The following is a 24836-nucleotide window of genomic DNA, read 5'->3' as shown; positions in this document are numbered from 1 at the left end:
GTGCCTCCCATGAAACCCGTTTCCTCTTCCCTGGCCCACGATGCATTGCCTGCCGAACGGGCGCACCGCCCCGCGGCGGGCCGCATCCGCGCGGCGCTCGAACGCACGGGTATCCTGCTCGTGCTGGCCGCGCTCGTCGTCGTGTTCGCGGTCAGGGAGCCCGCGTTCCTGAACCTCGACAACCTGTTCAGCATTCTTCAGGCGGTGTCGATCGTCGCGCTGCTCGGCATCGGCGTGACGATCACGCTCGCGGCGGGCGGCTTCGACCTGTCGGTGGGCAGCGTGGCCGCGTCCGCGCAGATGGCCGCCAGCTACGTGCTGGTCGTCTGGCACGGCGGCACGCTCGCGGCGGTGGCCGCCTGCGTCGCGCTCGGCGTGGCCGCCGGGTTGTTCAACGGCCTGCTGATTACGCGGCTGCGCGTGCCCGACCAGCTCGCGACGCTCGGTACGCTGTTCCTGCTGGCGGGCCTGCAATTGATCCCGACCGGCGGCCGGTCGCTCGCGACCGGTTCGGTGCTGCCCGACGGCACGGACGCGACGGGCGTGTTCCCCGCCGCATTTCTCGCGCTCGGGCGCTGGCGCCTGTTCGACGTCGTACCGTTGCCGGTGCTGCTGCTCGCGGTGGTGACGGTGCTGGCCTGCGTCGCGATGGAGGCGACGCGCTGGGGCCGCGTGATTTACGCGATCGGCGGCAACGAAACGGCCGCGCGACTCGCCGGCGCGCCGGCCGCGCGCTACCGGGTTGCGGCGTATGTCGTGTCGGGCGCGATCGCGTCGCTGGGCGGCGTGCTGATCGCCGCGCGGGTCGGACGCGGCGACGTGAGCGCCGGGCACTCGCTGCTGCTCGACGCGGTGGCCGCCGCGCTGGTGGGTTACGCCGTGTGGGGTGCCAAGCGGCCGAACGTGTTCGGCACGGTCGTGGGCGCGGTCTTCGTCGGCGTGCTGCTCAACGGGCTGACGATGCTGAACGCGCCGTACTACATGCAGGACTTCATCAAGGGCGTGTTGCTGGTGCTCGCGCTGGCGTTCACGTTCGGCATCGGTCGCCGTGCGGACGCGCGCGCGTGACGGGGTGGGGCGCGCAGCGCCACTGCAATCGGTTTGACATCCGAAGGAATATCCATTGCCGAATCGCTCGGTTTGAACGCGCGTGTCGCGCTGATAGATTGTGCGGATATCACCCCCCCCCCACGGAGACAGGAAGACCATGCGCTCGTTGCTTCGCCGCAAGTCACGCATCGACCGGAAGGCCGGCGCGCTCACGCTGTTTTTCGCAGCGGCATTGGCCGCACTCGCACCTGCGGCGCACGCCGGCCCGATCAAGGGCGCGCCCGCGCCGTTCGACAAGGGCGGCGTGAAAATCGCGCTCGTCAACTATCTGTCGACCGGCGACTTCTTCCAGGCCTACGAGGCCGGCGCGCAGAAGCAGGCGAGGGCGCTCGGCGTCGATTTGCGCATTTACGAGGGCCGGCAGGATGCGGCCGAACAGCGCGAGCAGATTCAGCAGGCGATCAGCATCGGCGTGTCCGCGATCATCGTCAACCACGGCTTGCCCGAATCGCTGAAGGACGTCGTCCAGCGCGCGCTGGACAAGGGGATCAAGGTCGTCGCGTTCGACGTCGATCTCGGCAATCCGAAGGTGCCGCAAATCGAGCAAAGTGATCGCGACCTGGCCAACCTGCTGCTCGGTCAGGCGGTCAAGGACAACGGCGACGCATTCGCGGCCGGTTATGTGTATGTCGCCGGCTTTGCGCCGCTCGACCGGCGCGATGCCGCATGGCGCGACTTCAAGCGCGCACACCCGAAGGTGCAGGAAAAGGCGCGCTGGGGCACCGTCGACAATCCGATCGCGCAATCGGTCGCGAATCAGGCGGCAGCGGCCTATCGCGCGAATCCCGACATCCGCGTCGTGTTCGCGCCTTACGACGAGTTCGCGCGCGGCGCAAAGCTCGCCGCGGACGAAGCGAAGCTGTCGTCGAAGATCCGCATCTACAGCGCGGATATCTCGACCGCGGACATCGAGGCCATCCGCGCGCCGAACAGCGCATGGGTCGCGACGGCCGCGACCAATCCCGCGATCGTCGGCGCCGTGTCGGTGCGGGCCGCCGCGCTGCTCGTCGCCGGTCAGGACCCGGGAGCGCGCATCGTCGTCAAGCCGACGCTGATCACGCGCGACGATCTCGTGAAAAACGACATCCGCACCGTCGCCGAACTCGGCGCGAAGTTCCCGGCGTTCCGCGCGAGCGACGCGGCGACCGCCGCATGGATTCCGAAGGCGGACTGACCGCCGCCGACAGCAGGCGGCGGACGCCGCGCTGCGCGACGCACAACCGACTGACGCACCGACACCCCGGCCATGACGACCCTGAACGACTATCTCGCCCAAAAACGCGACGCCTGGCGCGCGAAGCAGGAAGCGGCACGCAACGATCCCGATTTCAAGGCGACGCCGCTGAAGGCGACCGTGCGCGCGCTCGGCCGCAGCGGCGTGCGCGAGATCCGCATTCGCGACTTCCAGGTAATCAGCGACAGTCCGCCCGACTTCGCGGGCTACAACCTCGGGCCCGCGTCGCCGGAGCTGCAGCTCGGCGTGCTGGGCAGCTGCCTCACGCACATCACGCTGATCCAGGCCGCCGAGCGCGGCCTGAAGATCGATTCGATCGAGGTGGAGGTGACCGGCGACCAGCATCCGCTTGCGCAGCAGCCGGGCTTCGAGCATGTGCCCGTGTTCCCGCACAACCTCCGCTATACGCTCGATATCGTGTCGCCAGAGCCGCCCGACGCGATTCGCGCGCTGCATCAGGCGGTCGAAGCGGTCTGCCCGATCTTCAACCTGCTGAGGTTGCCGCAGACCATCGACGGCGAACTGCGGCACACCCGTGCGTAACGCGCCGGGGCCGTCTGTTCGGCAGGACTTGCCGGCTCATGCGAGGGAATGTCGAGACCCTCGGCTTCCGGATCCGGATGCCTGATGGTCATGCGGCTCGTGCCCCGTGCCGTCGGCACGATCGTGAAAGCGCTGGAACGCGTCCAGCAACCGCGCGCGTTGCGCGGCCAGCGACGGGTCGCGCCGATCGCGCGGCCGCGCGACCTCGACGTGGATCTCGTCGTCGACGCGGCCCGGGTTCGGCGCGAGCATCAGCACGCGATCGCCGAGATACAGTGCCTCGTCGAGATCATGCGTGACGACGATCGCGGACATCCGGTGCCGGTGCACGACATCGAGCAGCAGCGTCTGCAACCGCATCCGGGTGATCGCGTCGACTGCGCTGAACGGTTCGTCGAGCAGCAACAGGTCCGGTTCGCCGAACAACCCGCGTGCGATCGCGGCGCGCTGGGCCATCCCGCCCGATAACGTGGCCGGCAGTTGCCGCGCGACGCCGGCAAGGCCGACTTCGTCGAGCAGCCGTGCGACGGTCGGCTCGCGGCCGCCTCGCGCACCGGACGCAAAGCCGACGTTGTCCGCGATCGATAGCCACGGCAGCAGCCGCGGTTCCTGAAAAATGACGCCGATGCGCGGGGATGGCCCGTCGAGCGCGATTCCGTCCAGCTTCACGCTGCCGCGGAAGTCCGCGTCGAGACCGGCGACGATCCGCAGCAGCGTGCTTTTCCCGCACCCGCTCGGGCCAACCATGCAGACAATCTCGCCGCGCGCGACCTGCAGAGCGATGTCGGCGAGGATCGTCCGATCTCCGTAAAGCTTGCGGGCGATCCGCAGGTCGAGCAGCGGCGTATCGGCGCCCGCTGTCATGCGTGCAGAAGGGGACGTGCTCATTTCGATGCCTCGCGCGGCGTGTTGTCGAATGCGTCGCGCCAGCCAAGCCAGTGCAACTCGATGCGACGCATCGCACCGTCGGTCAGCTTGCCGAGCAACGCGAGCAGCAGGATCGCGCCGAACACGAGATCGGGGCGCCCGGTTTCCCGGCCGTCGCTCAACAGGAAGCCAAGGCCGCGCGTCGCCGCGATCAGTTCCGCGGCGACCATGAACATCCACGCAAGGCTGAGGCCGGTACGCAGGCCGGTAACAATCTGCGGCAGCGCGGCCGGCAGCAGGATTCGACGGAACAGCGCGACCGGGCCAAGCCGGTATACCGCGCCGAGTTCGACGAGCTTGCGGTCGACGTCGCGAATACCGGCGACCACCGCCAGGTGAACAGGAAAGAACGCGCCGATCGCGATCAGCGTGATTTTCGGCGCTTCGTCGATGCCGAGCCACAGCAGCAGCACCGGCACCCACGCGAGCGACGGAATCGCACGCAGCGCCTGGAATGTCGGCTCCAGCAGCGCGTCGATACGGCGGCTCAGGCCCATCGCCGCGCCGACGACGAGTGCGAGCCCGGCGCCGGCCGCGAAACCTGCCGCGACTCTCAGCGTGCTCGCACCGATATGGCGCGCGACACGGGTGATGCCCATCCGCGCGAGCGTATCGAGAATCTCGCTCGGCGCCGGGACGAGATGCTCCGGCAACCCGCCGTGCCGCACGCCATACTCGATCAGCGCGAGTGCGGCGAACGGCAGCGCGAGCCCCGCGACACGCCATGCGCGCAACGGATCGCGCCGCGCCGCGCGGGGTGAGGCGGCGTGGCCGGGCGCGAGCGCGTCGTCGCGGGTGGCGGTGTCCGTCATCGGCGGCATCTCAGTGCGACGCGGCGACCAGCGGGCGCGCAAATGCCGGATCGATCAGCACATCGACGACCTTCGCGGGATCGACGCCGGGCTTGGTCAACTGTTCGGCCGTCAGCACCGGCGCCGCTGCCTTCAGTGCCGCCCGCTGGGTATCGCCCGGCACCGGGTCGCTGAAGTCGTTGCGCTGGAGCTGCAGTTTCGCGACCTGCAGCGATACCTTCGATTCGTCGGCGACGATCTGCGCGGTGTCGGCCGGATGCGCGATGATCCATTGGCGCGCGCGATCGTAGACCTTCAGCACGCGCGTGACCGCCTGCGGGTACTGGCTGGCGAATGCGTCGCGGACGTTCAGGAAACCATAGGTGTTGAATGCGACGTTGCGATACAGCAGGCGCGCGCCGTCGTCGATCTGCGCCGCCGCCATGTGCGGATCGAGACCGGCCCATGCGTCGACCTGACCGTTCGCGAGTGCGGTGCGTCCGTCAGGATGCTGCAGGTTCACGATCTCCACGTCGTCACGCGTCAGGCCGGCCGTGTGCAACGCGCGCAGCGTGAACAGGAACGGATCGGTGCCGCGCGTCGCGGCGATTTTCTTGCCCTTCAGGTCCGCGAGCGAGCGGATCGGCGAATCCTTGCGGACCACGAGCGCGGTCCACTCCGGGCGCGAGAACACGTATACGGCGTGGATCGGGTTGCCGTTTGCACGGGCGAGTACCGACGCGAGCCCCGCCGCCGATCCGAAGTCGACCGCGCCGCTGTTCAGGTATTCCAGCGCGCGATTGCTGCCGAGGCTCAGCACCCAGCGAATCGACGTGCGGTCGGCCTTGAACTCGTCGTCGAGCCAGCCAAAGTGGCGGATCACCAGGCTTTCCGGCGAGTAGTACGCATAGTCGACGCGAATCTCCGCGGGTGTTGCCGCATGTGCGTGCATCGATACGAGGCCGGCGAGCGCGGCAACGACGAAAGCCGCGGATTGCCACGCGCGGGACCAGGACAGCTTCATCGGGGAATCTCCGGAAGAGCGGCAACGTGCCGCGAACAGGCAGGGTGACCGTCCAATGTACCGAAGCGCTGGCGATTCGATAACGAAGAAATCCGCGATTGCACATGCGCGCTGCTGCTAAGCGCACGTGACGAGCAACTTTATGACGCACACCGAATAATTTATCGCTTTATATCGCTTGGGATAACCGGATCGCGAGAACAGAATCTCCGCTGCCGGAACTCGACGACAGGACGTACCGTACGGTCGAGCATTCGCTCCACGCGCTGTCGACAGCGAATGCACGCGCCGCGTTCCCGGCTCCCTGTGGATCTCGCCGACCATTCGGCGCAACGAAGGCATGCGATGAGTTCGATCGATCTGAACGCTGTCACGCCGGTATCCGCGCCCATCCGCTCCGCGAGCGACGTGGCGCGCCTGATCAATACGACGGACAGCTCCGTCAGCGATGCGCGGATGATCGTGCTGCTGGCGCTCGGCGGTGTGTTTCTCGATGCGTACGACCTGACGACGTTGTCTTACGGCATCGACGACGTCGCGCGCGAGTTCGGGTTGACGCCCGCGCTGACCGGGCTGGTCGGTTCGGCGATCATGATCGGCACGATTTTCGGCAGCCTGATCGGCGGATGGCTGACCGACAGGATCGGCCGTTATCAGGTATTCATGGCCGACATGCTGTTCTTCGTGATCGCGGCGATCGCCGCCGGGCTTGCGCCGAACGTCTGGGTGCTGATCGGCGCACGCTTCGTGATGGGGCTCGGTGTCGGCATCGACCTGCCCGTCGCGATGGCGTTTCTCGCGGAATTCTCGAAGTTCAGCGGCCGTGGCAACAAGGCGTCGCGGCTCGCTGCGTGGTGCCCGATGTGGTACGTGGCGTCGTCGGTCTGTTTCCTGCTGATCTTCGGCCTGTATTTCCTGCTGCCGGCCGAGCATGCGGGATGGCTTTGGCGCGCGTCGCTGATCTTCGACGCAGTACCTGCGCTCGTCATCATTCTGGTCAGGAATCGCTTCATGAACGAATCCCCGCTGTGGGCCGCGAACCAGGGCGACCTGACCAATGCCGCGCGAATCCTTCGCGAGTCGTACGGCATTCACGCACACGAAGCGGAGGATGCGCCACGCAAACCGAGCCAGCCGCCCGTGCGGATTCGCGTGCTGTTCCAGCGTCCGTATCTCGGGCGCACGATCGTCGCCAGCGTGATGAACCTGTGCATCCCGTTCGAATACACGGCGATTGCGTTCTTCCTGCCGTCGATCCTGTCGCAGTTTCTCGGCGCGGGCGTGTTCGAGACGATCGCCGCATCGCTCGCGTTGAACGTTCTGTTCGCGTTTACCGGCGGCTTGCTGGGCATGCGCCTCGCGTATCGATACCCGTCGCGCCATGTCGCGATCGCGGGCTTCGCGCTGCAGTTCGTCGCGCTAGTCGCGCTCGCGCTGACGGGGCATCCGCACGGCGCACTCGCGGTCGGCCTCGTGCTGCTGATGCTCGGCACCTGGCTGTTCGCCGAAGGTTTCGGGCCGGGTGCGCAGATGATGATCTATCCCACCTTGTCTTACCCGGCGTCGATCCGCGGCACCGGTGTCGGCTTCGGGCGTTCGCTGTGCGGCATCGGCCAGGCGCTTGCGCTGTTCGTGCTGCCGATCCTGCAGGCTCGCCTCGGTACGGACATGTTCTGGGTCGTCGCGATCAGTGCGGTCACGCCGATCGTGTTTCTGTTGATCGTTCGCTACGAGCCGACGGCGCGCGACATCGACGACGAAAGCGCCGCGTAAACGCTGGCGGGGGAGCGTTCGCCGCCCCGGAAAATACCAACGGCTTCGTCGGACCGCACGAAGCCGTTTGCGCTGAAGCCGGTCGCCGCCGAATGCGGGCAAGCCGGCTTCGACGTTGCCGTCATGCGCTGACGGCCTCCCGCCCGGCATCGCGCTTGACCTGTTCGATATCGCGAAACTGCGCGGCCGGATGTTCGTCCGGCAGCCGCGCCGTGCCGCCGAACAGTTTCTCGCGCAGCGTGCCCGGCGCATACCGCGTCGGATAGACGCCGCGCCGCTGCAGCTCCGGAACGAGGAAGCGCACGATGTCTTCGAAGGTTTCATGCGCGACCGCATACGCGAGATTGAAGCCGTCCACGTCGGTTGCGGCAACCCATTCCTGGAGGATGTCCGCCACGGTCGCTGCCGACCCGACGAACACCGGGCCCATTCCGCCGATGCCGCCCCAGGCCGCCAGTGCCTCGATCGTCCACGCGGTGTCGCCGCCCGCCAGGTGCTCGACCGCCGAAACGATCGCATTGGTTTCGACGCGCCTGACGGGATCGGCCGGCGCATACTGGCCAAAGTCGATGCCGGTCCAGCCCGACATGAACACCAGCGAGCCGTCGTACGACACGTAGCGGCGGTACTCGTCGAACTTGGCCTGCGCCTTTTCGTCGGTTTCGTCGACGATCACCGTGACGAGGTTGTAGATCAGCACCTTGCGCGGATCGCGTCCCGCGGCGGCGGCCTGCGCGCGCACATCGGCCACGTAGCGCGCGAGCTGCTCGCGGGTCGGCGCGGCGACGAACACGCATTCGGCGTGCTGCGCGGCGAACGCCTTGCCGGGGCCGGACGCACCGGCCTGGAACAGCACCGGCGTGCGCTGTGGCGACGGTTCGCACAGGTGATAGCCGGGCACGTCGAAGAAGCGGCCCTTGTGGCCGATCTCGTGCACCTTCTCGGGATGCGTGAACACGCGGCCGTCGCGATCGCGCACCACCGCGCCGTCTTCCCAACTGCCCTCGAACAGCTTGTACAGCACCTCGACGTATTCGGCCGCGACCGCATAACGATCGTCGTGCGTGCGCAGGCCGTGATCGCCGACGTTCTTCGCGCCGCTCTCCAGGTAGGACGTGACGATGTTCCACGCGAGCCGGCCCTTGGTGTGATGGTCGGCGGTCGACAGCCGGCGCGCGAACGTGTACGGGTGCTCGAACGTCGTCGACGCGGTGATGCCGATGCCGAGATGCTCGGTCGCCATCGCGATCGGTGCGGCAAGCTGCAGCGGGTCGTTGACCGGGATCTGCGCGGCCTGGTGCAGCGCGTGGTAGTTGCTGCCCTGGTAGACGTCGTAATAGCCGATCACGTCCGCAATGAAGATCGCGTCGAAGATCCCGCGTTCGAGAATGCGGGCGAGGTCGGTCCAGTAGTCGAGATCCTTGTACTGCCATGAACGGTCGCGCGGATGCGCCCACAGGCCCGGCGACTGATGGCCGACGCAGTTCATCTCGAACGCGTTGAAGCGAATGATCCTGCTCATCGCGCGGCTCCCGGCTCCGTGCCGGCGCTCGTGCCGTCGCCGACGCGCCAGACGAACGGCGGCGTGCGGCCGTTGATGACCCAGTCGCCGACGATCCGGGCCTTGTAGACAAGCGGATTGTGCGACGACACCGTACGCGCGTTGCGCCAGTGGCGGTCGAGCGCGGTCGTGCTGCGCGTGGCGGACGCACCGAGTGCGTCGAACAGGCGCGTCGCGGCGCGCAGCACGAGTTCGGACACGACGAGCTGGCTCTGCGCGGATTCGATCTCGGCCGCGACGTTTGCGTCGTGCTCGGCCTGTTCGTCGCCACCGAAGCGCGCCTCGTAGGCGAGCTGAAGCGGCTGCGCGGCGCGCAGTGCGAGCGCGTCGGCCGCGTACGCCCACGATGCGATCTCGCCGATCACCTGTTGCAGCTGTGCGTCGTCGCCCGCGCGCGGCGCGTTGCCGTGGCTGTACACGCGGGTGCGGGTGCGCACGAGTGCGCCCGCGTCGCGCACGATCGCGTGGCCGATGCCGGCCAGCGTCGCGACGTGGAAGAGTTGGTAGAACGCGGTCTGGTACTTGAAGCGGCGTGCGAAGTCGATCACGTCGTGCGCGTCGACCGTCGCATTCTCGAAGCGCGTCGTGCCGCTGCCGGTGGTCGTCTGGCCGAAGCCGTCCCAGTCGTCTTCGCGGATCACGCCGGGCTGCGCGGTCGCGACGGCGACGATCACGTCGCTGCCGTCGTGGGCGCGCTGCGCGAACACGTCGATCCAGTCGGCGAACAGGCTGCCCGTGCTGTAGAACTTCCGCCCGTTCAGCACCAGCCGGCCGTTCTGCTCCGACACCTTCGTGATGGTCTGGCCGAGCGGCACGTCGCCGGCCTCCGACCACGCGTTGCCGACGAGCTGGCCGTTGGCGAAGCGGTCGAACCATGTCGTGCGTTGCGGCCCGGGCGGCGCGTTCAGCCAGTCCTCGACGAACGCGAAGTGTCCGCGCAACGCCTGCGGCAGATTGGAATCGGCGGCGGCGAGCTCGATCAGCAGCCGGAACAACTGCGGCAGCGATGCGCCGGCACCGCCGTCGTGTACTGGCAGCCGTACCGCGCCGAAGCCGGCCGCCTTCAGCCATCCGATCGCTTCGTGCGGCAGTTCGCGGCGACGTTCGCGCTCGGCGGTGCCTGTTGCGATGCGGTCGAATATCGGCCGGAACCGGCTCGCGAGTGCGTCGTAGTCGGTGCCGGTGGAAAGGTCGGTGTCTGCGTGCGACGAAGTCATGCGGATTTCCTCGAAGAGCGGGGCCGTTTGCGCCGGGAGGCCAGTATAGGAAGCGTGGGGCGGGCGTTCCAATAACGGATTCGCAGATCGTTATCGTCGATGGGCATTACGCGGACCGGCTGGGGACGCCCCGGCGCTCGGGCATCGATTGCGACGCAGAAGCACGATATCGCGTGCGAGCATCGCCATGTCGTTTGTGATCCGAAGGAATATCGTTCCGAGAATCGCTCGGTTTGACGACCTGCAACGCGCTGCTAGATTGAGTGCTTTCGCCATTCGACAGGAGAGCCCGATGTCAGATACGAGCGCCACCCTTCAGGAGCAGTCGGCCGATCGGAAACCGCAAGTGGCCCGCGTGATCGCCGACGATGCGCAAGCGATCGCGGCCGCGCATGCGCTGGCGCAGCGGCTTGCGGAAGGCGCTGCCGAGCGGGATCGGGAGCGCCGGTTGCCGCGCGACGAGATCGAATGGTTCTCGCAGTCGGGGCTATGGGCGATCACGGTGCCGAAGGCATACGGCGGCGCGGGTGTATCGCATGTGACGCTCGTCGAGGTGATCAGGATCGTCGCGGCCGCCGATGCGTCGCTCGGACAGTTGCCGCAGAATCATTTCGGGCTGGTCGACGTGATCGCGCTGGTCGGCACCGACGCACAAAAACGTCATTTCTTCGCGGAAGTGCTGAGCGGCAAGCGGTTCGGCAACGGCTTCTCTGAGAAGGGCACGAAGCACGTGCTCGATCTGAAGACGCGCGTGCGCCGCGATGGCGACGGTTATGTCGTCGACGGCACGAAGTTCTACTCGACGGGCGCGCTGTTCGCACATTACGTGCCAGTGCTCGGTCTCGACGACGCGCAGCACGCGTGGCTTGCGTACGTGCCGCAGCCGACGCAGGGGCTGACCGTGATCGACGACTGGTCGGGGTTCGGGCAGCGTACGACCGCGAGCGGCACGGTGGTGCTCGACGGCGTGCGCGTGCCCACGTCGCATGTGCTGCCCGCGCAGCGCGTGTCGGACGAGCCGACGCTCAACGGCCCGCTGTCGCAGATCATCCAGGCGGCGATCGATGCCGGCATCGCGAAAGCGGCCATCGACGATACGCTGACGTTCGTGCGCACCCGCACGCGGCCGTGGGTCGACAGCGGCGTCGAACGGGCGGCAGACGATCCGCTGATTCTCCGCGAGATTGGCCGTCTGCATATCCAGCTTCATGCGGCGGAAGCGCTGCTCGAACGGGCGGCGCGCACGCTCGACGAGATCGGCGCGCGCGGCACGGTGACCGACGACGATGTCGCGCACGCGTCGGTCGCGGTCGGCGAAGCGAAGGTGCTGACGACCGAGATCGCGCTGCTTGCGGGCGAGAAGCTGTTCGAGCTGGCCGGCACGCAGTCGACGCTCGCCGAGCATAACCTCGACCGGCACTGGCGCAATGCGCGCACGCATACGCTGCACGATCCGGTGCGGTGGAAATATCACCTCGTCGGCAACTACTACCTGAACGGCGTGCGTCCGGCGCGCCATGCGTGGAATTGAACCGCTCGCGTTCTTCAGCTTCAACGACGTGCTGTATTTCTTCCTGTCGTGGCTACCGAGTTACCTGAGCAACGATCAGCACCTGAATATCAAACAGATGATCGTCGCCGGCATCTTGCCGTGGCGGGGCGCGACGATCGTCTGCAGCGCGTAGAAGCCGTATGCCGGCAAGCCGGTCGCGATTGCGGTCGGCAAGTTTGATAACCGTTCGAGCAATATGCACGGCATCTTCTCGGACGGAATTGACCGACTCGGCGGTCACCGTTGCCCCACCCCGACGCACCTCAAATCGTGGTCGCGTACGCCGCCCGATGCCTTCACGCCGAGGTCGGGCCCGACCGTGCCGCGCATCGGCGCGATATCCGCGAGCGTCGCGCCGCCGTGGCCGAACCCCGTCGACGTCTTCACGAACGCGACGCCGAGATCGCGGCACATCTCGCCCACGCGCACTTTCTCGTCGTCGCTCGGCAGCCCCGTCTCGAGGATCACCTTCAGCGACACCGCGCCGCATGCGTGCTGCACGGCCGCGATGTCGGCCTTCACGTCGTCGGCGCGGCCCGGCGCGTCCTTCCGCGACCGCCGGCCGATTCGTCTGGTCAGACTGGTCGGATGGTTTGGTGCATGGACGCGCGCCGCGAACGGGCAACCGCGGCGTTCGGCATCGATTCATGCACCGAAATGAGGAATGCATTTCGGCACGCTTGGCGGCTATTGCTGACAATTGAAGCGTCAAGCGGGGGTGGCCCGGTTTTTGCTGAAGAGGGCATGGCCGCGCAACGGTTGCGCGCTGCCCGACGACAGACGAGACAAGGAAGACTCACCGTGAATTCGATCACCCGACCGTTCCCCCGACGCGCATGGCTGGCTGCGCTGATCGCCGCGCCCGTGATGGCGTTGTTTGCCGCCGCGCCTGCGCGTGCCGATGCGCTCGACACCATTGCGAAAAGCGGCGCGCTGCGCGTCGCGGTGCCGGAGGACTATCCGCCCTTCGGCTCGGTTGGTACCGACATGCAGCCGCAGGGCTACGACATCGACATGGCCGAACTGCTTGCGAAATCGCTCGGCGTGAAGCTGAAGCTGGTGCCCGTGAACAGTGCGAACCGGATTCCGTATCTGACGACCAACAAGGTCGACATGGTGATCTCGTCGCTCGGCAAGACGCCGGAGCGCGAGAAGGTCGTCGACTTCTCGACTGCCTACGCACCGTATTTCCAGGGCGTGTTCGGGCCGGCCGACGTGAAAGTGAGCACGCCCGCCGACCTGAATGGCAAGACAGTCGGCGCCACGCGCGGCGCACTCGAGGAGATCGCGCTATCGCAGCTCGCACCGAACGCGACGATCAAGCGCTTCGAGGACAACAACGCGACGATCCAGGCGTTCCTTTCAGGGCAGGTGCAGTTGATCGCGGCCGGCAACATCGTCGCAGCAGCGATTCTCGCGAAGAATCCGCCGCGCCGGCCCGAGGTCAAGTTCGTGATCAAGAATTCGCCGTGCTTCGTCGGCGTGAACAAGAACGAAGCACGCCTGCTCGCGAAGATCGATGACGCGATCGCACATGCGAAACAGGACGGCACGCTGAGCGCGATGTCGAAGAAGTGGCTCGGCCAGCCGTTGCCTGCCGGCCTGTGAGCGATCGCCGCCGTGCCTGCGACGGCGCGGCGATCGTCGTCTGAACCCGATCCTTCCCATCTGTCATGAGCTATCAGCTTCGATTCGGCGAGCTCGCCGAATACGCCGGCATGTTCGCGAGCGGCGCGGCGACTACGTTCGCGCTGACCGCCGTCGCGACCGTGCTCGGCGTTTCGATCGGCGTGCTCGGCGCGGCCGCGTACAGCGCAGACGCGCGCGCGGCCGTGCGGCTGCGCCCGTTGGTCGGCGCGTACGTCGAGGCGATTCGCAATACGCCATTCGTCGTCCAGCTATTCTTCATCTTCTTCGGATTGCCCGCGCTCGGCGTGCGCATCGACGAATACACGGCCGCGATTCTCGCGATGACGCTGAATCTCGGCGCGTATTCGGTCGAGATCGTGCGCGCGGGCGTCGCCGCCGTGCCGAAAGGGCATCTCGAAGCGGCCGCCGCGCTTGCGATGTCGCGCGCGCAGATGCTGCGCCACGTCGTGTTGCCGCAGGCGCTCGCGAAGGTGTTTCCGGCGCTCTCGAGCCAGATCGTCATCACGATGCTCGGCTCGGCCGTCGTGTCGCAGATCTCGGTGGCCGATCTCACCTATGCGGCGAGCTATATCCAGTCGCGCAATTTCCGCTCGTTCGAAACGTATTTCGTGATCGCGCTCGCGTATCTGGCGATGGCGCTGCTGCTGCGCGCCGCGCTTGGCTCGATGGGGCGTCGCCTGTTTTCCCGCCGTGTGCGAGGTGCGCGATGACCGATTTCACGTTCGGGCAGATTCTTGCAAACCTGCTGCTCGCCGCACGCTGGACGGTCATGCTGTCGATCGTGTCATTTCTGTCCGGCGGTCTCGTCGGCCTCGGGTTGCTCGTGATGCGGGTATCGAACTCGCGCATGCTGCGCAGCTGCGCGAAGCTGTACATCGAGGTGTTCCAGGGCACCCCATTGCTGATGCAGCTGTTCATCGTGTTCTTCGGCCTGCCGCTCATCGGTCTCGATGTGTCGCCGTGGGTTGCGGCCACGGCCGGCCTCACGTTCTTCACGAGCGCGTATCTCGCGGAAATCTGGCGCGGCTGCGTCGAGGCGGTGCCGAAAGGGCAGTGGGAGGCATCGGCAAGCCTCGCAATGAGCTACGTCGAGCAGTTGCGTCATGTGATCCTGCCGCAGGCCGCGCGCATCGCGATCGCGCCGACGGTCGGGTTCGGCGTGCAGGCCGTGAAGGACACGGCGCTGGTGTCGATCATCGGCTTCACCGAGCTGACCAAGGTCGGCGTCGCGATCTCGAACGCGACGTTCCGTCCGTTCGTCGTGTACGGGCTCGTCGCGCTCATCTATTTCGCACTCTGTTATCCGCTTACCCGTTACGCGCGCACGTTGCAAAGGAGATGGAATGCCGCTCGTTGAAACCCGTGGTCTCGAAAAGAATTTCGGTACCCATCATGTGCTCAAGGGCATCGATTTCTCCGTCGAACGCGGGCAAGTCGTGTCGATCATCGGCCGCAGCGGCTCGGGCAAGAGCACGCTGCTGCGCACGCTCAACGGGCTCGAGAGCATCGACGCGGGCACGATCGCGATCGATGGCGAACGCGTCGATGCGCGACACGCGGACTTGCGTGCACTGCGGCTCAAGGTCGGGATGGTGTTCCAGCAATACAACCTGTTTCCGCATCTGAGCGCCGGGCAAAACGTGATGCTTGCGCAGTCGGTCGTGAAGAAGTCGCATCGCCAGCAGGCGCGTGCGATCGCGGAGCTGATGCTCGAGCGGGTCGGCCTCGGCGACAAATTCGACGCGTTTCCGGAACAGCTGTCGGGCGGTCAGCAGCAGCGCGTCGCGATTGCGCGCGCGCTCGCGATGAAGCCGAGCGTGCTGCTGTGCGACGAAATCACGTCGGCGCTCGATCCGGAACTTGTCGGCGAGGTGCTGGGTGTCGTCGAGCAACTCGCGCGCGACGACATGACGTTGATCATGGTCACGCACGAGATGAACTTCGCGCGCGCGGTGAGCGACAAGGTGGTGTTCATGCATCAGGGCAGGGTCTGGGAGAGCGGGACGCCGGAGGAGATCTTCGTGCGACCGGGGACGGTGGAGTTGAAGCGGTTCCTTGGAGGGCTTCAGAAGACGGAAGCGTTCGTGAACTGACGCCGGTCCGCTCCGCGGATGTTCGTGACGGTGCTTGATCTGCTCCGAGCCGCGGCGGCGTGTTGCTCGCGTCGAACGTGCGTTCGCTCGGCGCGGCCGTCATGCTGATCGCGAGCCTGTTCGTGTTCATGGCGCCGCAAGCGTGGTGGTCGCTGCTGAAGAAGATCGTGCCGCGCAATCGCGTTCGTGCTGGCTGGCTGGCGCGTCGGCGCTCGCGGGTGCGGTGATTCTTGCGTTCGCGCTGCGCTCGCGCAGATGCACGACGCCGTCTGACGCAACTACGCGGCGGTGCACACGACGCTCACGCGTATGCGTGGATCAGCGTGTCGAGATTGCGTTGCGCGAGCGGCGTGAGCGGCGCGAATTCCGCCGATTGAAACAGCGGGACTTGCCCGCGCAGATGTTCGAGCGCCTGCTTGCGGCCGGCGCGGAAGGCCGCCGACGGCGCGTCCGGATCCTGCGCCCATTCGCGTGCGATCGCGCGGTCGTACTCGCGCAGCCGGTCGGGCGCGGCCGCGAGGATCGCGAGATCGGCGTCGAGAAAAATCCACCCGGCGCGCTGCAAGTCCGGATCGGACGCGAGCGATGCGGGCAGCCGGTGCGACTTCGTCGCGAGCACGAGCTCGTGTGCAGCGTACACATGCGATGCGTGCGCATGCAACCACGACTCGGTGCAGCGTTCGTTCGTGACCTGCACGAGCCAGTGCGCACTGCGCGCTTCGTTGTCCGCATAGTCCGGCAGCGTCGTCGTGTAGACGAAATCGTGTGCCCATACGGCGAGCTCGATGGCCGGCCACAGTGGTTCCGCGCGATACGGCGCGAGGTGCGCGAACAGTTCCGCCAGGTGCGCGAGCGTGTGGTAGAAGCGCTGCGGCTCGCTGTATGCATGCTCGACGAGCGGCCAGACAGCGGCCGTGCCGAAGCAGGCATCGCAGGATGCGCGCAGCGTGCGGGCGAGGTCGGGAGTGAGGGTGTTCATGTCGACGATCGGTTCGGGCGAGCGATGCGCGCAGCATAACAAACGCGGCGGCGCGTGCTGCGTCTATACGGTGACGGTACCGCGCCCGAGTTCGATCACGCGGCCCCCGACGCCGATTTCGCCGTTCGCGCTGACCGACAGCCGCAGCCGACAAGGCCGGCCCACGGCGTCGCCCTGCTCGACCTGAAAGGTCGCGGGCAGATCGTGTCGGGCGGCAAGCAGCCAGCCACCGAGGTTCGCACAGGCCGATCCGGTGCCCGGGTCTTCCGAAATGCCGCCGCCCTGTTTCACGAAGAAATAGCGGGAGACCACTTTCCCGGGGCGTTCGGCGTCGAACGCGAACACGTAGGCGGTCTTGCGGCCGAGACTGCTTGTCGGCCGGATGTCGAGGCACGCGCTGTCGGGCTGCGCGCGGCGCACGGCGTCGGTGTCCTTGAGTGCGACGAGCAGTTGATCGGCGCCTGTATCGATCCAGATCGGCGGTGCGAGCAAGTCGTCTTCCGTCAGCCCGAGCAGTGCCGCCGTCCGCGCATCGGACAACTCGCACGCTGCCGTCTTCGGCATGCCCGCATGCGGCGCGATGAACGTCCACACGTCGTCGTGTGCAGTGACGTCGACCACCGCGGCCTTGAATTCGAGCGCGAGATCGTCGCCTGCGTCGAGCAGATCCCGCACGACATGCGCCGTGCCGAGCGTGGGATGACCCGCAAAGGCCATCTCGTACCCCGGCGTGAAGATGCGGACCCGCGCATGTGCGCGGTCCGACGGCAACACGAAGGTCGTTTCGGACAGGTTGAACTGCACGGCGAGTGCCTGCATGGTTGCGTCGTCCATGCCGCGCGCATCTTCGAATACGCAAAGCGGGTTGCCGCCGAACGTCGATTCGGCGAATACGTTCAGCAGGCGGAAGGCATACGTGGTCATTTGAATCTCGCTTGGGTATAGCGAAAGGGCTCATCGGCTGTCGGTGCCGGCGCCGGGAATGCATGTCGTTGCGACGCAGTACGCTATTGTGCCTGCAAGATTCGATGAAAGGCGCAGCATGCGTGCCGTTTGCTTTTCATGCGTGATCGGGTTCTCCGATTGGTCGATGGCGATCCGATCCGGGAATCCACATTCCCGTAGCACCGGCGGATGTTCTTGCGTTGGAGAGTTCCTTGATGCGTTGGTGATCCGGCGTGATTGCGTTGCCCTGCGGCGTGACACCCTGACGTTCCATTTGAAGCTGATGCACTCAGCGCCGCAGCCCGGCGATGACCGCGCCGGGCTGCGGCGCTGAGTACGGTGCCGATCGGACCGGGCAATCGAGCCAACGACCGCGCCAGTTTCTGCGCCAGCGAGCGCGGCTGCCATGCCGCCCGTCGCCCCAGCAACGCTGCCGATTGTGCTGCCGGCCTCGCGGGCACGATTGCGCGTATCGATACGCGAGGACAGACAACGCGGACAGCGGATTGCCGGATTGGGCGACGACGGCGGGGCGGACTTGGCCGCAGCTGGATCGGGATTGCCCAGTTCGTCCATCAACGATTCGATCGCGTTATGCCGGTCGTGGCAGGCTTCGACCATAGGGGATGGGGCAGGTTCTTCGTACCGACCAAACGGCGGATAGCTATCGCCCGCTTCGGAACTGGCTTCATGCGCAGCGTGAACGACGTGATCGGGATACGGCGCGAACGCCTCTCATTCGTCGAATTCGTCGACATCGACGGAACGCTGGACGGTAGCGCTGTGAGTCGGCGGTGGAGCGACAGGCGAATGTGGGCGTGCCCGCCGGTCCAAGGTGGCGAGCCAATAGAAACCCGCCGCGAACATCGCGACGAGCGCGAGGCCCAGCCCGATCAGCACAAAGATAGGGGGATCAGCGATCACGGAAACTCCTCGGCGAAGTGCGCCAGTGCGGAAATGCTTCGACGGAGCGGCCGTAGCTGGCCGTGCTCAAGAAAGTGATATGTGGTTGAAAGAAAGTTGATTACGGCTCATGCGCCGATTCAACCTCGCAATTCTGTCAGGGATTTTTGAGATGTTTGGCGAGGTAATATTCGCGCCGATTGCCGTAACCAATACCGTCGATATTTGTGACTAACCGAATGCGCTGTTTAGTCTGCACGGTTGGGATTGCAGGTCAGCGAGCTCGCCGCTAATACGAGTGTGGAGCGGCCCCCAGTTCGTCGCTTCTCGGCAACGCTTGACACTTGTTGACGCTGTTCTATTGGATTCCGTGCGATGTTCGAGGCCCGTGAGAGCGGATCGGACGAATCGCGAGTAGACCAAGATCATGAATAAAAACCATTATCGGCTGGTATTCAGCCGCGTACGCGGCATGTTGGTTGCGGTGGAAGAAACCGCCAGTGCATCAGGTAACGCAGGGCGGGGCGAAATCGGTTTCGCCGTTCGTTCGCCGTACGTATTCGCAAGCTTCACGCTTCGTCATGTGGCACTCGCCGTACTTGTTGCGGCCGGCGTGATGCCGATATGGGCCAATGCCCAGGTTGTTGCGGGCGGCGCGCACGCCCCGTCCGTGATTCAGACACAGAACGGACTTCAACAGGTGAACATCAACCGCCCCGGCTCGTCGGGTGTGTCGATGAACACGTACAACCAGTTCGACGTACCCAAGCCCGGGATTATTCTCAATAACTCACCGATTAACGTCCAGACTCAACTAGGCGGCATTATCGGCGGCAACCCGAATTTCCAGGCGGGCGACGCGGCACGTCTGATCGTCAATCAGGTCAATAGCAACAACCCGAGCTTTATTCGTGGAAAAGTCGAGATCGGGGGCGCAGCCGCGCAGCTCGTGATCGCGAATCAGGCCGGCTTGGTTGTCGATGGCGGCGGTTTCATCAATACGAGCAGAGCCACGCTGACAACCGGCAATCCGAACTTCGGGCCTGACGGCTCGCTCACGGGTTTCAACGTCAACCAGGGCCTGATTTCGGTTGTCGGCGCGGGACTCGACACGGCCAATGTCGATCAGGTGGATTTGTTGGCCCGTGCCGTACAGATCAACGCCAAGGCTTACGCGAAGAACCTGAACGTGATCGCTGGATCGAACCAGATCGACTACAACAGCCTGAACGCGACGCCGATCGCCGGCAATGGCGCAGCGCCTGCCATCGCGATCGACGTGAGCCAGCTCGGTGGTATGTACGCGAACAGGGTGTTTCTCGTTAGTTCCGAGAATGGAGTCGGTGTTGCGAACGCGGGCGACATCGCGGCACAGGCGGGTGATCTGACGCTGCAGGCAAACGGTCGTCTCGTGCTCTCGGGCCACACCAATGCGGCCGGCAACATGTCGCTGTCGGCCTTGGGTGGCATTCAGAACAGCGGCGTCACGTATGGCAAGCAATCGGTCACGGTCAACACTGGCGCTGCTGATCTGACCAACAGCGGCGCGCTGACCGCCCAACAAAACCTGACCGCTAACGTCGGCAGTCTCAACTCGACGGGCACGCTCGGCGCAGGCATCAACGTCGACAGCACGGTCGGCACGAGCGGCGATCTGAACGTCACGAGCAGCGGCCAGTTGACCGCGACGGGGACCAACAGCGCGGCTGGCAACGCGACCTTCACCGGTAGCGGCGTCGATCTGTCGAACAGCGCAACGGCCGCCAACGGCAACCTCGCGCTGACCGCGACGACGGGCGATGTGAACCTGACTGGCTCGACCGCCAGCGCCAAGGGCGCCGTGAGCGCACAGGCGAGTGGCACGGTCATCAATGACCGGGGCAATCTGTCCAGCGGCGCGGGTATGACGCTTGGCGGCGGCAACCTGTCGAATCAGGGCGGCCGCGCCAATTCGCAAGGTCCACTGTCGGTGCAGATGGCCGGCACCGTGTCGAACCAAAACGGCATGCTCAGTTCACAGAGCACGGCCGACGTTCGCGGGAGTGCGGTCCAAAACAATGCAGGGCTGATTCAAAGCGCGGGCAAGCAAACGATTGCTGGCGCATCGGTCGACAATTCGGCAGGCCGGCTGATTTCCCTGAACGCAGACGGCCTGTCGGTGACTGCAACCGGCGCACTCACGAACGCGGCCGGCGCGAACGTGAGCGGCGATCCGGGCGGCGTCATCGGCGGCAAGGGCGACGTGACCGTACAGGGGAACACGGTCACGAACAGCGGCTCGATGTCGGCCGACGCGAACCTGCACGTGATCGGCCAGAGCGTCGACAACGGTAAACGGCACGATCTCGGGCAACGGCGTGAGCGTGAACAACACGGCGGCCAACGCGACCATTCCGTCGCTCGGCTTGCTGCCCGGTCAGGCAGTGCCTGGACTGACGATCGGGACGGTGAGCGGTAACGCGACCGGCACACAATCGGGAGCCGCCGCGATCAAGGGCGGTACGCCCACCTGGGTCGATCCGGTGATCGCGAGCGCGACCGCCGTGAACGTGCTGAACAACCTGACGATTCCGCAAGGCGGGCTGTACCGGCCGAATCCTGCCCCGAACCCGACGTACCTGATCGAGACGAACCCCGCGTTCACGCGGATGAACAATTTCCTGTCGAGCGACTATTACCTGAACCAGATCGGCGTGAATCCGCTGACGACCGAAAAGCGCCTTGGTGACGGGTTCTACGAGCAGCAGCTCGTGCGTAACCAGGTCACGCAACTGACGGGCAAGGCGGTATTGGGGCCGTATACGGACCTTCAGGGCATGTATCAGTCGCTGATGCTCGCGGGCGCTGAATTGTCGAAGTCGCTGAACTTGCCGCTCGGCATGAGCCTGTCGGCGCAGCAGGTGGCCGCGCTCACGAGCAACGTGATCATCATGCAGACGGAGACGGTCGGCGGCCAGCAGGTATTGGTACCGGTCGTGTATCTGGCGAAGGCGGATCAGCAGAACACGAACGGCCCGCTGATCACGGCCGGCAATATCGATTTGAAGAACACGCAGGTCTTCACGAACAGCGGCACCGTGAAGGCGGACACGACGCTCGCGCTTCAGGGCAAGCAGATCGACAACGCATTCGGTGCGCTGCAAAGCGGTGGGTTGATGTCGCTCGACACGACGGGCAATGTGGATCTCACCTCGGCTAACGTGAAGGCTGGCAGCCTCGACCTGAACGCAGGCAACAAGCTGATTCTGGATACCGCGACGCAGACGACGCACCTGGTCAGCCGCGACGGCGCGACGAGCGACAAGACGACGCTCGGGCCTGCCGCGAACCTGAACGTGGCTGGCGACGCGTCGATCAAGACCGGCGGCGACTTCCAGCAGAACGCGGGCAACCTGAACGTCGGCGGGAACCTGAACGCCAACATCGGCGGGAACTGGAATCTTGGCGTGCAGCAGACCGGCGAGCACAAGGTCGTGCAGCGCGCGAACGGGGTGTCGGATACGGACCTCAACAGCGCGACCGGCAGCACCGTGAACGTCGGCGGCAAGTCGGCCATCGGTGTGGGCGGTGACTTGACGGCGCAAGGTGCGCAGCTCGACTTCGGCCAGGGCGGCACGGTCGCGGCCAAGGGGAACGTGACCTTCGGTGCGGCGAGCACCACGTCGACCATCAACGCCAACAGCTCGGGCGACCAAGGGAATCGCAGCTATGCGGAAACCCGGCATGGGTCGGACCAGGCGCTGACGGGCACGACCGTCAAGGGCGGCGATACGCTCAATATGGTGTCGGGCAAGGACATCAATGTCATCGGCAGCACGATCGACCTGAAGAAAGGCGATGCGAACCTGCTGGCGGCCGGCGACGTGAACGTCGGGGCCGCGACCGAAACGCATGTGTACAACTCGCGTGAGACGCATAGCCGCAGCGGCGTCGTGAGCGGCACGAAGATCGCCAGTTCACAGGACGCCACCTCGACGGTCGCGAGCGGCAGCCTGATTTCGGCGGACGGTGTGTCGATCGGCAGCGGCAAGGACATCAACGTTCAAGGTAGTACGGTCGTCGGTACGCACGATGTGGCGCTGAACGCGACGCACGACGTGAACATAACGACGTCGCAGGACACCAGCCAATCGTCGACCACCTATCAGGAACAGCACTCGGGTTTGATGTCGGGCGGCGGCCTGTCTTTCTCGGTCGGCAACAGCAAGCTCGCGCAGCAGAATCAATCCTCGAGCGTCACGAACAACGCCAGTACGGTCGGTTCGGTCGACGGCAATCTGACCGTCAACGCGGGCAATACGCTGCATGTGAAAGGCAGCGATCTGGTCGCTGGCAAGGACGTGACCGGGACGGCCGCAAACATCGTGATCGATTCGGCCACCGACACCACGCATCAAGCGCAACAGCAGCAGACGAGCAAGAGCGGGCTGACTGTCGGCCTGTCGGGCTCGGTGGGCGATGCGATCAACAATGCGATCAGCGAGACGCAGGCCGCGCGCGAATCGGCGAAGGACAGCAACGGCCGCGCGTCGGCGCTGCATAGCATCGCCGCGGCCGGCGACGTGGCATTCGGCGGCATGGGTGCCGCAAAGCTGCTGGATGGTGCCAAGGGGCCGCAGGCCCCGAGCATCGGCGTGCAGGTCAGCGTCGGTTCGAGCCATAGTTCGATGCAGTCGTCCGAAGACCAGACGATTCAGCGGGGTTCCAGCATCAATGCAGGCGGAACCACGAAACTGATTGCGACAGGCAACGGCACGCCGAAGGACGGCAACATCACGATCGCGGGCTCGAACGTGAACGCCGCCAACGTGGCGTTGATCGCGAACAATCAGGTCAATCTCGTCAACACGACCGATACGGACAAGACGCAAAGCTCGAACTCGTCGTCGGGATCGAGCGTCGGTGTGTCGATCGGCACGAACGGCATCGGTGTGTCCGCGTCGATGCAGCGCGCGCACGGCGACGGGAATTCGGACGCGGCGATCCAGAACAATACGCACATCAATGCCAGCCAGACTGCGACCATCGTGAGCGGCGGCGACACGAACGTGATCGGCACGAACGTGAACGCGAACAAGGTCGTGGCTGACGTGGGCGGCAACCTGAACGTGGCGAGCGTTCAGGATACGACCGTGAGCGCCGCACATCAGTCGAGCGCGGGCGGCGGCTTCACGATCAGCCAGACCGGCGGCGGAGCGAGCTTTAGTGCGCAGAACGGCCATGCAGACGGCAACTATGCGGGCGTGAAGGAGCAGGCAGGCATCCAGGCCGGCTCGGGCGGATTCGACGTGACCGTGAAGGGCAACACCGATCTGAAGGGCGCGTATATCGGCAGCACGGCCGATCCGTCGAAGAACAGCCTGACGACGGGCACGCTGACGACGAGCGACATCGAGAACCACTCGCACTACAGCGCGAACAGCGCGGGCTTCAGTGCGGGGGCATCGGTCGGATCGAGCGGCAAGTCGGTCGGTCCGTCGTCGGTGTCGGGCTCGGGCGGCGTCACGCCGATGGTGTTCCAGAACGACAGCGGCGACCAGAGCGCGACGACGAAGAGCGCGGTGAGCGCGGGCACGATCAACATCACGAAGCCGGGTGAGCAGACGCAGGACGTCGCGAACCTGAACCGTGATGCGACGAATCTGAACGGAACCGTTTCGAAGACGCCCGATGTGCAAAAGACGCTGTCGCAGCAGGCCGATACGATGAACGCGGCGCAGGCGGCCGGGCAGACGGTTTCGCAGGGGATCGGGCTGTACGCTGACGGCAAGCGCAAGGATGCGATCGACGGGGCGAAGGCCGCCTACGAGCGCGGCGACCTCGTTGCGATGCAGTCGTATATTGATCAGGCGCAGAGCTGGGATGAGGGCGGTGCGTCGCGCGCGGGCTTGCAAGCAACTGGCGGTGCGCTTATCGGCGGGCTCGGCGGCGGTAGCGCGCTCACGGCGATCGGCGGCGCAGCGGGAGCCGGCACGTCGTCATTGCTGGCGAACCAGGCTGAGAAGATCAGTAAATCGGTCGGCGAAACGACCGGCTCATCGCTGGTCGGCAACATCGCTGCGAACGTGGCGGCAACGGTCGGCGGCGCACTGGTTGGCGGCAGCGCCGGCGCTGCCGCTGCATCGAACGTCGAGCTTTACAACGCCAGCGAAGACAAGAACCGAGGCGAGGATCAAAAGGAAATCTCGGAGCTTAAGAGGGAGCTGGATAAAAAGCGCGCGATGATAGGTCAAGTCGATCTGACGCAACGCCAAGAGGACGGACTGACAACTGTGCCAGTCACGGCTGTGGCGGGTGTATTGGGTGGCGGAAAGAAAGGAAACGCGATCGCGCCTCCCCTAAACACGTACGCTGTTTATCCAATGGGCTCAGGAGCCGCAAATGGGCCTTTGCCGCCGGGATATGTTACGGTTTCGCGGTGGGTATCTCCAGCGGAAGCATCACTTTGGGTTCAAAACCAAGGGACGGCGATTCCCTCAGGGATACCGCGAAATGGTACGTCGCAGGTATATGTGGCTACAGCAGGAGCGCCAT

Annotated in this window: 19 protein-coding genes and 5 pseudogenes; 14 read left to right on the top strand and 10 right to left on the bottom strand. The window is 65.5% G+C overall.

Annotation, left to right across the window (positions count from 1 at the left end):
* Nucleotides 1-9: 9 nt before the first annotated feature.
* From R9B84_RS19865 to R9B84_RS19855, 3 genes are all read left to right on the top strand, one after another.
* The gene (locus R9B84_RS19865; RefSeq protein WP_423760080.1) at nucleotides 10-1068 is read left to right on the top strand and encodes an ABC transporter permease; all 1059 of its coding nucleotides are present in this window, start codon (nucleotides 10-12) and stop codon (nucleotides 1066-1068) included.
* Between the two features lie 139 nt (nucleotides 1069-1207).
* The gene (locus tag R9B84_RS19860; protein WP_423760079.1) at nucleotides 1208-2284 is read left to right on the top strand and encodes a substrate-binding domain-containing protein; all 1077 of its coding nucleotides are present in this window, start codon (nucleotides 1208-1210) and stop codon (nucleotides 2282-2284) included.
* 72 nt (nucleotides 2285-2356) lie between these two features.
* Nucleotides 2357-2887 (top strand): OsmC family protein, encoded by a 531-nt coding sequence (locus tag R9B84_RS19855; RefSeq protein ID WP_338641645.1) that lies wholly within the window; start codon nucleotides 2357-2359, stop codon nucleotides 2885-2887.
* Between the two features lie 36 nt (nucleotides 2888-2923).
* Here R9B84_RS19855 and R9B84_RS19850 read toward each other — a convergent pair whose 3' ends face one another.
* Genes R9B84_RS19850 through R9B84_RS19840 form a run of 3 tightly spaced genes read right to left on the bottom strand, consistent with a single transcriptional unit; the run spans nucleotide 2924 to nucleotide 5629 of the window.
* Nucleotides 2924-3775 carry an ABC transporter ATP-binding protein gene (locus tag R9B84_RS19850; protein ID WP_423760078.1) on the bottom strand — a complete coding sequence of 284 codons (852 nt, stop codon included), beginning with the start codon at nucleotides 3773-3775 and terminating at the stop codon, nucleotides 2924-2926.
* Complete coding sequence (locus R9B84_RS19845; RefSeq protein WP_423760077.1) at nucleotides 3772-4626, bottom strand: ABC transporter permease; 855 nt, start codon at nucleotides 4624-4626, stop codon at nucleotides 3772-3774. The genes R9B84_RS19850 and R9B84_RS19845 overlap by 4 nt, the downstream gene beginning before the upstream one ends.
* Nucleotides 4627-4636: 10 nt before the next feature.
* Nucleotides 4637-5629 (bottom strand): aliphatic sulfonate ABC transporter substrate-binding protein, encoded by a 993-nt coding sequence (locus tag R9B84_RS19840; protein ID WP_423760076.1) that lies wholly within the window; start codon nucleotides 5627-5629, stop codon nucleotides 4637-4639.
* Between the two features lie 345 nt (nucleotides 5630-5974).
* Here R9B84_RS19840 and R9B84_RS19835 point away from each other — a divergent pair, with 345 nt between their 5' ends.
* A complete protein-coding gene (locus R9B84_RS19835) occupies nucleotides 5975-7402 on the top strand; it encodes an MFS transporter (protein WP_423760075.1) in 1428 nt (475 codons plus the stop codon).
* A 121-nt stretch (nucleotides 7403-7523) separates the two neighbouring features.
* On the opposite strand, the gene R9B84_RS19830 is transcribed toward R9B84_RS19835, so the two are convergent.
* The gene (locus R9B84_RS19830; RefSeq protein ID WP_423760074.1) at nucleotides 7524-8924 is read right to left on the bottom strand and encodes an LLM class flavin-dependent oxidoreductase; all 1401 of its coding nucleotides are present in this window, start codon (nucleotides 8922-8924) and stop codon (nucleotides 7524-7526) included.
* Entirely contained in the window at nucleotides 8921-10180 is a 1260-nt protein-coding gene (locus tag R9B84_RS19825; protein WP_423760073.1) for a monooxygenase, read from the bottom strand. The genes R9B84_RS19830 and R9B84_RS19825 overlap by 4 nt, the downstream gene beginning before the upstream one ends.
* Before the next feature lie 292 nt (nucleotides 10181-10472).
* Between R9B84_RS19825 and R9B84_RS19820 the strand changes: the two genes are divergently transcribed.
* From R9B84_RS19820 to R9B84_RS19810, 3 genes and pseudogenes are all read left to right on the top strand, one after another.
* The gene (locus R9B84_RS19820; protein WP_423760072.1) at nucleotides 10473-11711 is read left to right on the top strand and encodes an SfnB family sulfur acquisition oxidoreductase; all 1239 of its coding nucleotides are present in this window, start codon (nucleotides 10473-10475) and stop codon (nucleotides 11709-11711) included.
* A gap of 4 nt (nucleotides 11712-11715) precedes the next feature.
* A pseudogene (locus R9B84_RS19815) lies at nucleotides 11716-11850 on the top strand (MFS transporter); the annotation flags it as partial.
* A 15-nt stretch (nucleotides 11851-11865) separates the two neighbouring features.
* Nucleotides 11866-11970 (top strand): annotated as a pseudogene (locus R9B84_RS19810) (curli production assembly protein CsgG); the annotation flags it as partial.
* Nucleotides 11971-12005: 35 nt separating this feature from the next.
* Here R9B84_RS19810 and R9B84_RS19805 read toward each other — a convergent pair.
* A pseudogene (locus tag R9B84_RS19805) lies at nucleotides 12006-12269 on the bottom strand (2-deoxyribose-5-phosphate aldolase); the annotation flags it as partial.
* Between the two features lie 264 nt (nucleotides 12270-12533).
* Between R9B84_RS19805 and R9B84_RS19800 the strand changes: the two are divergent.
* The 5 genes from R9B84_RS19800 to R9B84_RS19780 all read left to right on the top strand — a co-directional run bounded on the left by R9B84_RS19800 (nucleotide 12534) and on the right by R9B84_RS19780 (nucleotide 15702).
* Nucleotides 12534-13340 (top strand): transporter substrate-binding domain-containing protein, encoded by an 807-nt coding sequence (locus R9B84_RS19800; protein WP_034184581.1) that lies wholly within the window; start codon nucleotides 12534-12536, stop codon nucleotides 13338-13340.
* A gap of 65 nt (nucleotides 13341-13405) precedes the next feature.
* Nucleotides 13406-14092 (top strand): amino acid ABC transporter permease, encoded by a 687-nt coding sequence (locus R9B84_RS19795; protein WP_423760071.1) that lies wholly within the window; start codon nucleotides 13406-13408, stop codon nucleotides 14090-14092.
* Nucleotides 14089-14739 (top strand): amino acid ABC transporter permease, encoded by a 651-nt coding sequence (locus R9B84_RS19790; protein WP_423760070.1) that lies wholly within the window; start codon nucleotides 14089-14091, stop codon nucleotides 14737-14739. Before R9B84_RS19795 ends, R9B84_RS19790 begins: the two co-directional genes overlap by 4 nt.
* On the top strand, nucleotides 14726-15475 hold the full coding sequence (locus tag R9B84_RS19785) for an amino acid ABC transporter ATP-binding protein (RefSeq protein WP_423760069.1): 750 nt from the start codon (nucleotides 14726-14728) through the stop codon (nucleotides 15473-15475). Before R9B84_RS19790 ends, R9B84_RS19785 begins: the two co-directional genes overlap by 14 nt.
* A 59-nt stretch (nucleotides 15476-15534) precedes the next feature.
* Nucleotides 15535-15702, top strand: a complete 168-nt coding sequence (locus tag R9B84_RS19780) for a hypothetical protein (protein ID WP_423760068.1) — start codon at nucleotides 15535-15537, stop codon at nucleotides 15700-15702.
* A 74-nt stretch (nucleotides 15703-15776) separates the two neighbouring features.
* Here the strand turns inward: R9B84_RS19780 and R9B84_RS19775 are convergent, their stop codons facing one another.
* From R9B84_RS19775 to R9B84_RS19760, 4 genes are all read right to left on the bottom strand, one after another.
* Nucleotides 15777-16454 carry a hypothetical protein gene (locus R9B84_RS19775; protein WP_423760067.1) on the bottom strand — a complete coding sequence of 226 codons (678 nt, stop codon included), beginning with the start codon at nucleotides 16452-16454 and terminating at the stop codon, nucleotides 15777-15779.
* Nucleotides 16455-16517: 63 nt separating this feature from the next.
* Nucleotides 16518-17378, bottom strand: coding sequence for a PhzF family phenazine biosynthesis protein (locus tag R9B84_RS19770; RefSeq protein ID WP_423760066.1), 861 nt, complete (start codon nucleotides 17376-17378; stop codon nucleotides 16518-16520).
* Nucleotides 17379-17408: 30 nt separating this feature from the next.
* The gene (locus tag R9B84_RS19765; RefSeq protein WP_423760065.1) at nucleotides 17409-17975 is read right to left on the bottom strand and encodes a hypothetical protein; all 567 of its coding nucleotides are present in this window, start codon (nucleotides 17973-17975) and stop codon (nucleotides 17409-17411) included.
* Between the two features lie 159 nt (nucleotides 17976-18134).
* Complete coding sequence (locus tag R9B84_RS19760) at nucleotides 18135-18323, bottom strand: hypothetical protein (RefSeq protein WP_423760064.1); 189 nt, start codon at nucleotides 18321-18323, stop codon at nucleotides 18135-18137.
* A gap of 406 nt (nucleotides 18324-18729) precedes the next feature.
* Here R9B84_RS19760 and R9B84_RS19755 point away from each other — a divergent pair.
* Nucleotides 18730-20430 (top strand): annotated as a pseudogene (locus R9B84_RS19755) (filamentous hemagglutinin N-terminal domain-containing protein); the annotation flags it as partial.
* Nucleotides 20431-20632: 202 nt separating this feature from the next.
* Nucleotides 20633-24514: pseudogene (locus tag R9B84_RS19750) on the top strand (hemagglutinin repeat-containing protein); the annotation flags it as partial.
* Nucleotides 24515-24836 lie beyond the last annotated feature (322 nt).

It is taken from the genome of Burkholderia sp. NLJ2, assembly GCF_049487195.1.
Taxonomy (GTDB): Bacteria; Pseudomonadota; Gammaproteobacteria; order Burkholderiales; family Burkholderiaceae; genus Burkholderia; species Burkholderia pyrrocinia.
The sequence above is the reverse complement of the archived record's forward strand: the minus strand, read 5'-3'. Positions and strand labels throughout refer to the sequence as shown.

Bases quoted from the DNA above. Each gene is read 5' to 3' on its own strand.
- R9B84_RS19865 (WP_423760080.1), top strand. From the start codon at position 10: ATGAAACCCGTTTCCTCTTCCCTGGCCCACGATGCATTGCCTGCCGAA.
- R9B84_RS19860 (WP_423760079.1), top strand. From the start codon at position 1,208: ATGCGCTCGTTGCTTCGCCGCAAGTCACGCATCGACCGGAAGGCCGGC.
- R9B84_RS19855 (WP_338641645.1), top strand. From the start codon at position 2,357: ATGACGACCCTGAACGACTATCTCGCCCAAAAACGCGACGCCTGGCGC.
- R9B84_RS19850 (WP_423760078.1), bottom strand. From the start codon at position 3,775: ATGAGCACGTCCCCTTCTGCACGCATGACAGCGGGCGCCGATACGCCG.
- R9B84_RS19845 (WP_423760077.1), bottom strand. From the start codon at position 4,626: ATGACGGACACCGCCACCCGCGACGACGCGCTCGCGCCCGGCCACGCC.
- R9B84_RS19840 (WP_423760076.1), bottom strand. From the start codon at position 5,629: ATGAAGCTGTCCTGGTCCCGCGCGTGGCAATCCGCGGCTTTCGTCGTT.
- R9B84_RS19835 (WP_423760075.1), top strand. From the start codon at position 5,975: ATGAGTTCGATCGATCTGAACGCTGTCACGCCGGTATCCGCGCCCATC.
- R9B84_RS19830 (WP_423760074.1), bottom strand. From the start codon at position 8,924: ATGAGCAGGATCATTCGCTTCAACGCGTTCGAGATGAACTGCGTCGGC.
- R9B84_RS19825 (WP_423760073.1), bottom strand. From the start codon at position 10,180: ATGACTTCGTCGCACGCAGACACCGACCTTTCCACCGGCACCGACTAC.
- R9B84_RS19820 (WP_423760072.1), top strand. From the start codon at position 10,473: ATGTCAGATACGAGCGCCACCCTTCAGGAGCAGTCGGCCGATCGGAAA.
- R9B84_RS19795 (WP_423760071.1), top strand. From the start codon at position 13,406: ATGAGCTATCAGCTTCGATTCGGCGAGCTCGCCGAATACGCCGGCATG.
- R9B84_RS19790 (WP_423760070.1), top strand. From the start codon at position 14,089: ATGACCGATTTCACGTTCGGGCAGATTCTTGCAAACCTGCTGCTCGCC.
- R9B84_RS19785 (WP_423760069.1), top strand. From the start codon at position 14,726: ATGCCGCTCGTTGAAACCCGTGGTCTCGAAAAGAATTTCGGTACCCAT.
- R9B84_RS19775 (WP_423760067.1), bottom strand. From the start codon at position 16,454: ATGAACACCCTCACTCCCGACCTCGCCCGCACGCTGCGCGCATCCTGC.
- R9B84_RS19770 (WP_423760066.1), bottom strand. From the start codon at position 17,378: ATGACCACGTATGCCTTCCGCCTGCTGAACGTATTCGCCGAATCGACG.
- R9B84_RS19765 (WP_423760065.1), bottom strand. From the start codon at position 17,975: ATGGACGAACTGGGCAATCCCGATCCAGCTGCGGCCAAGTCCGCCCCG.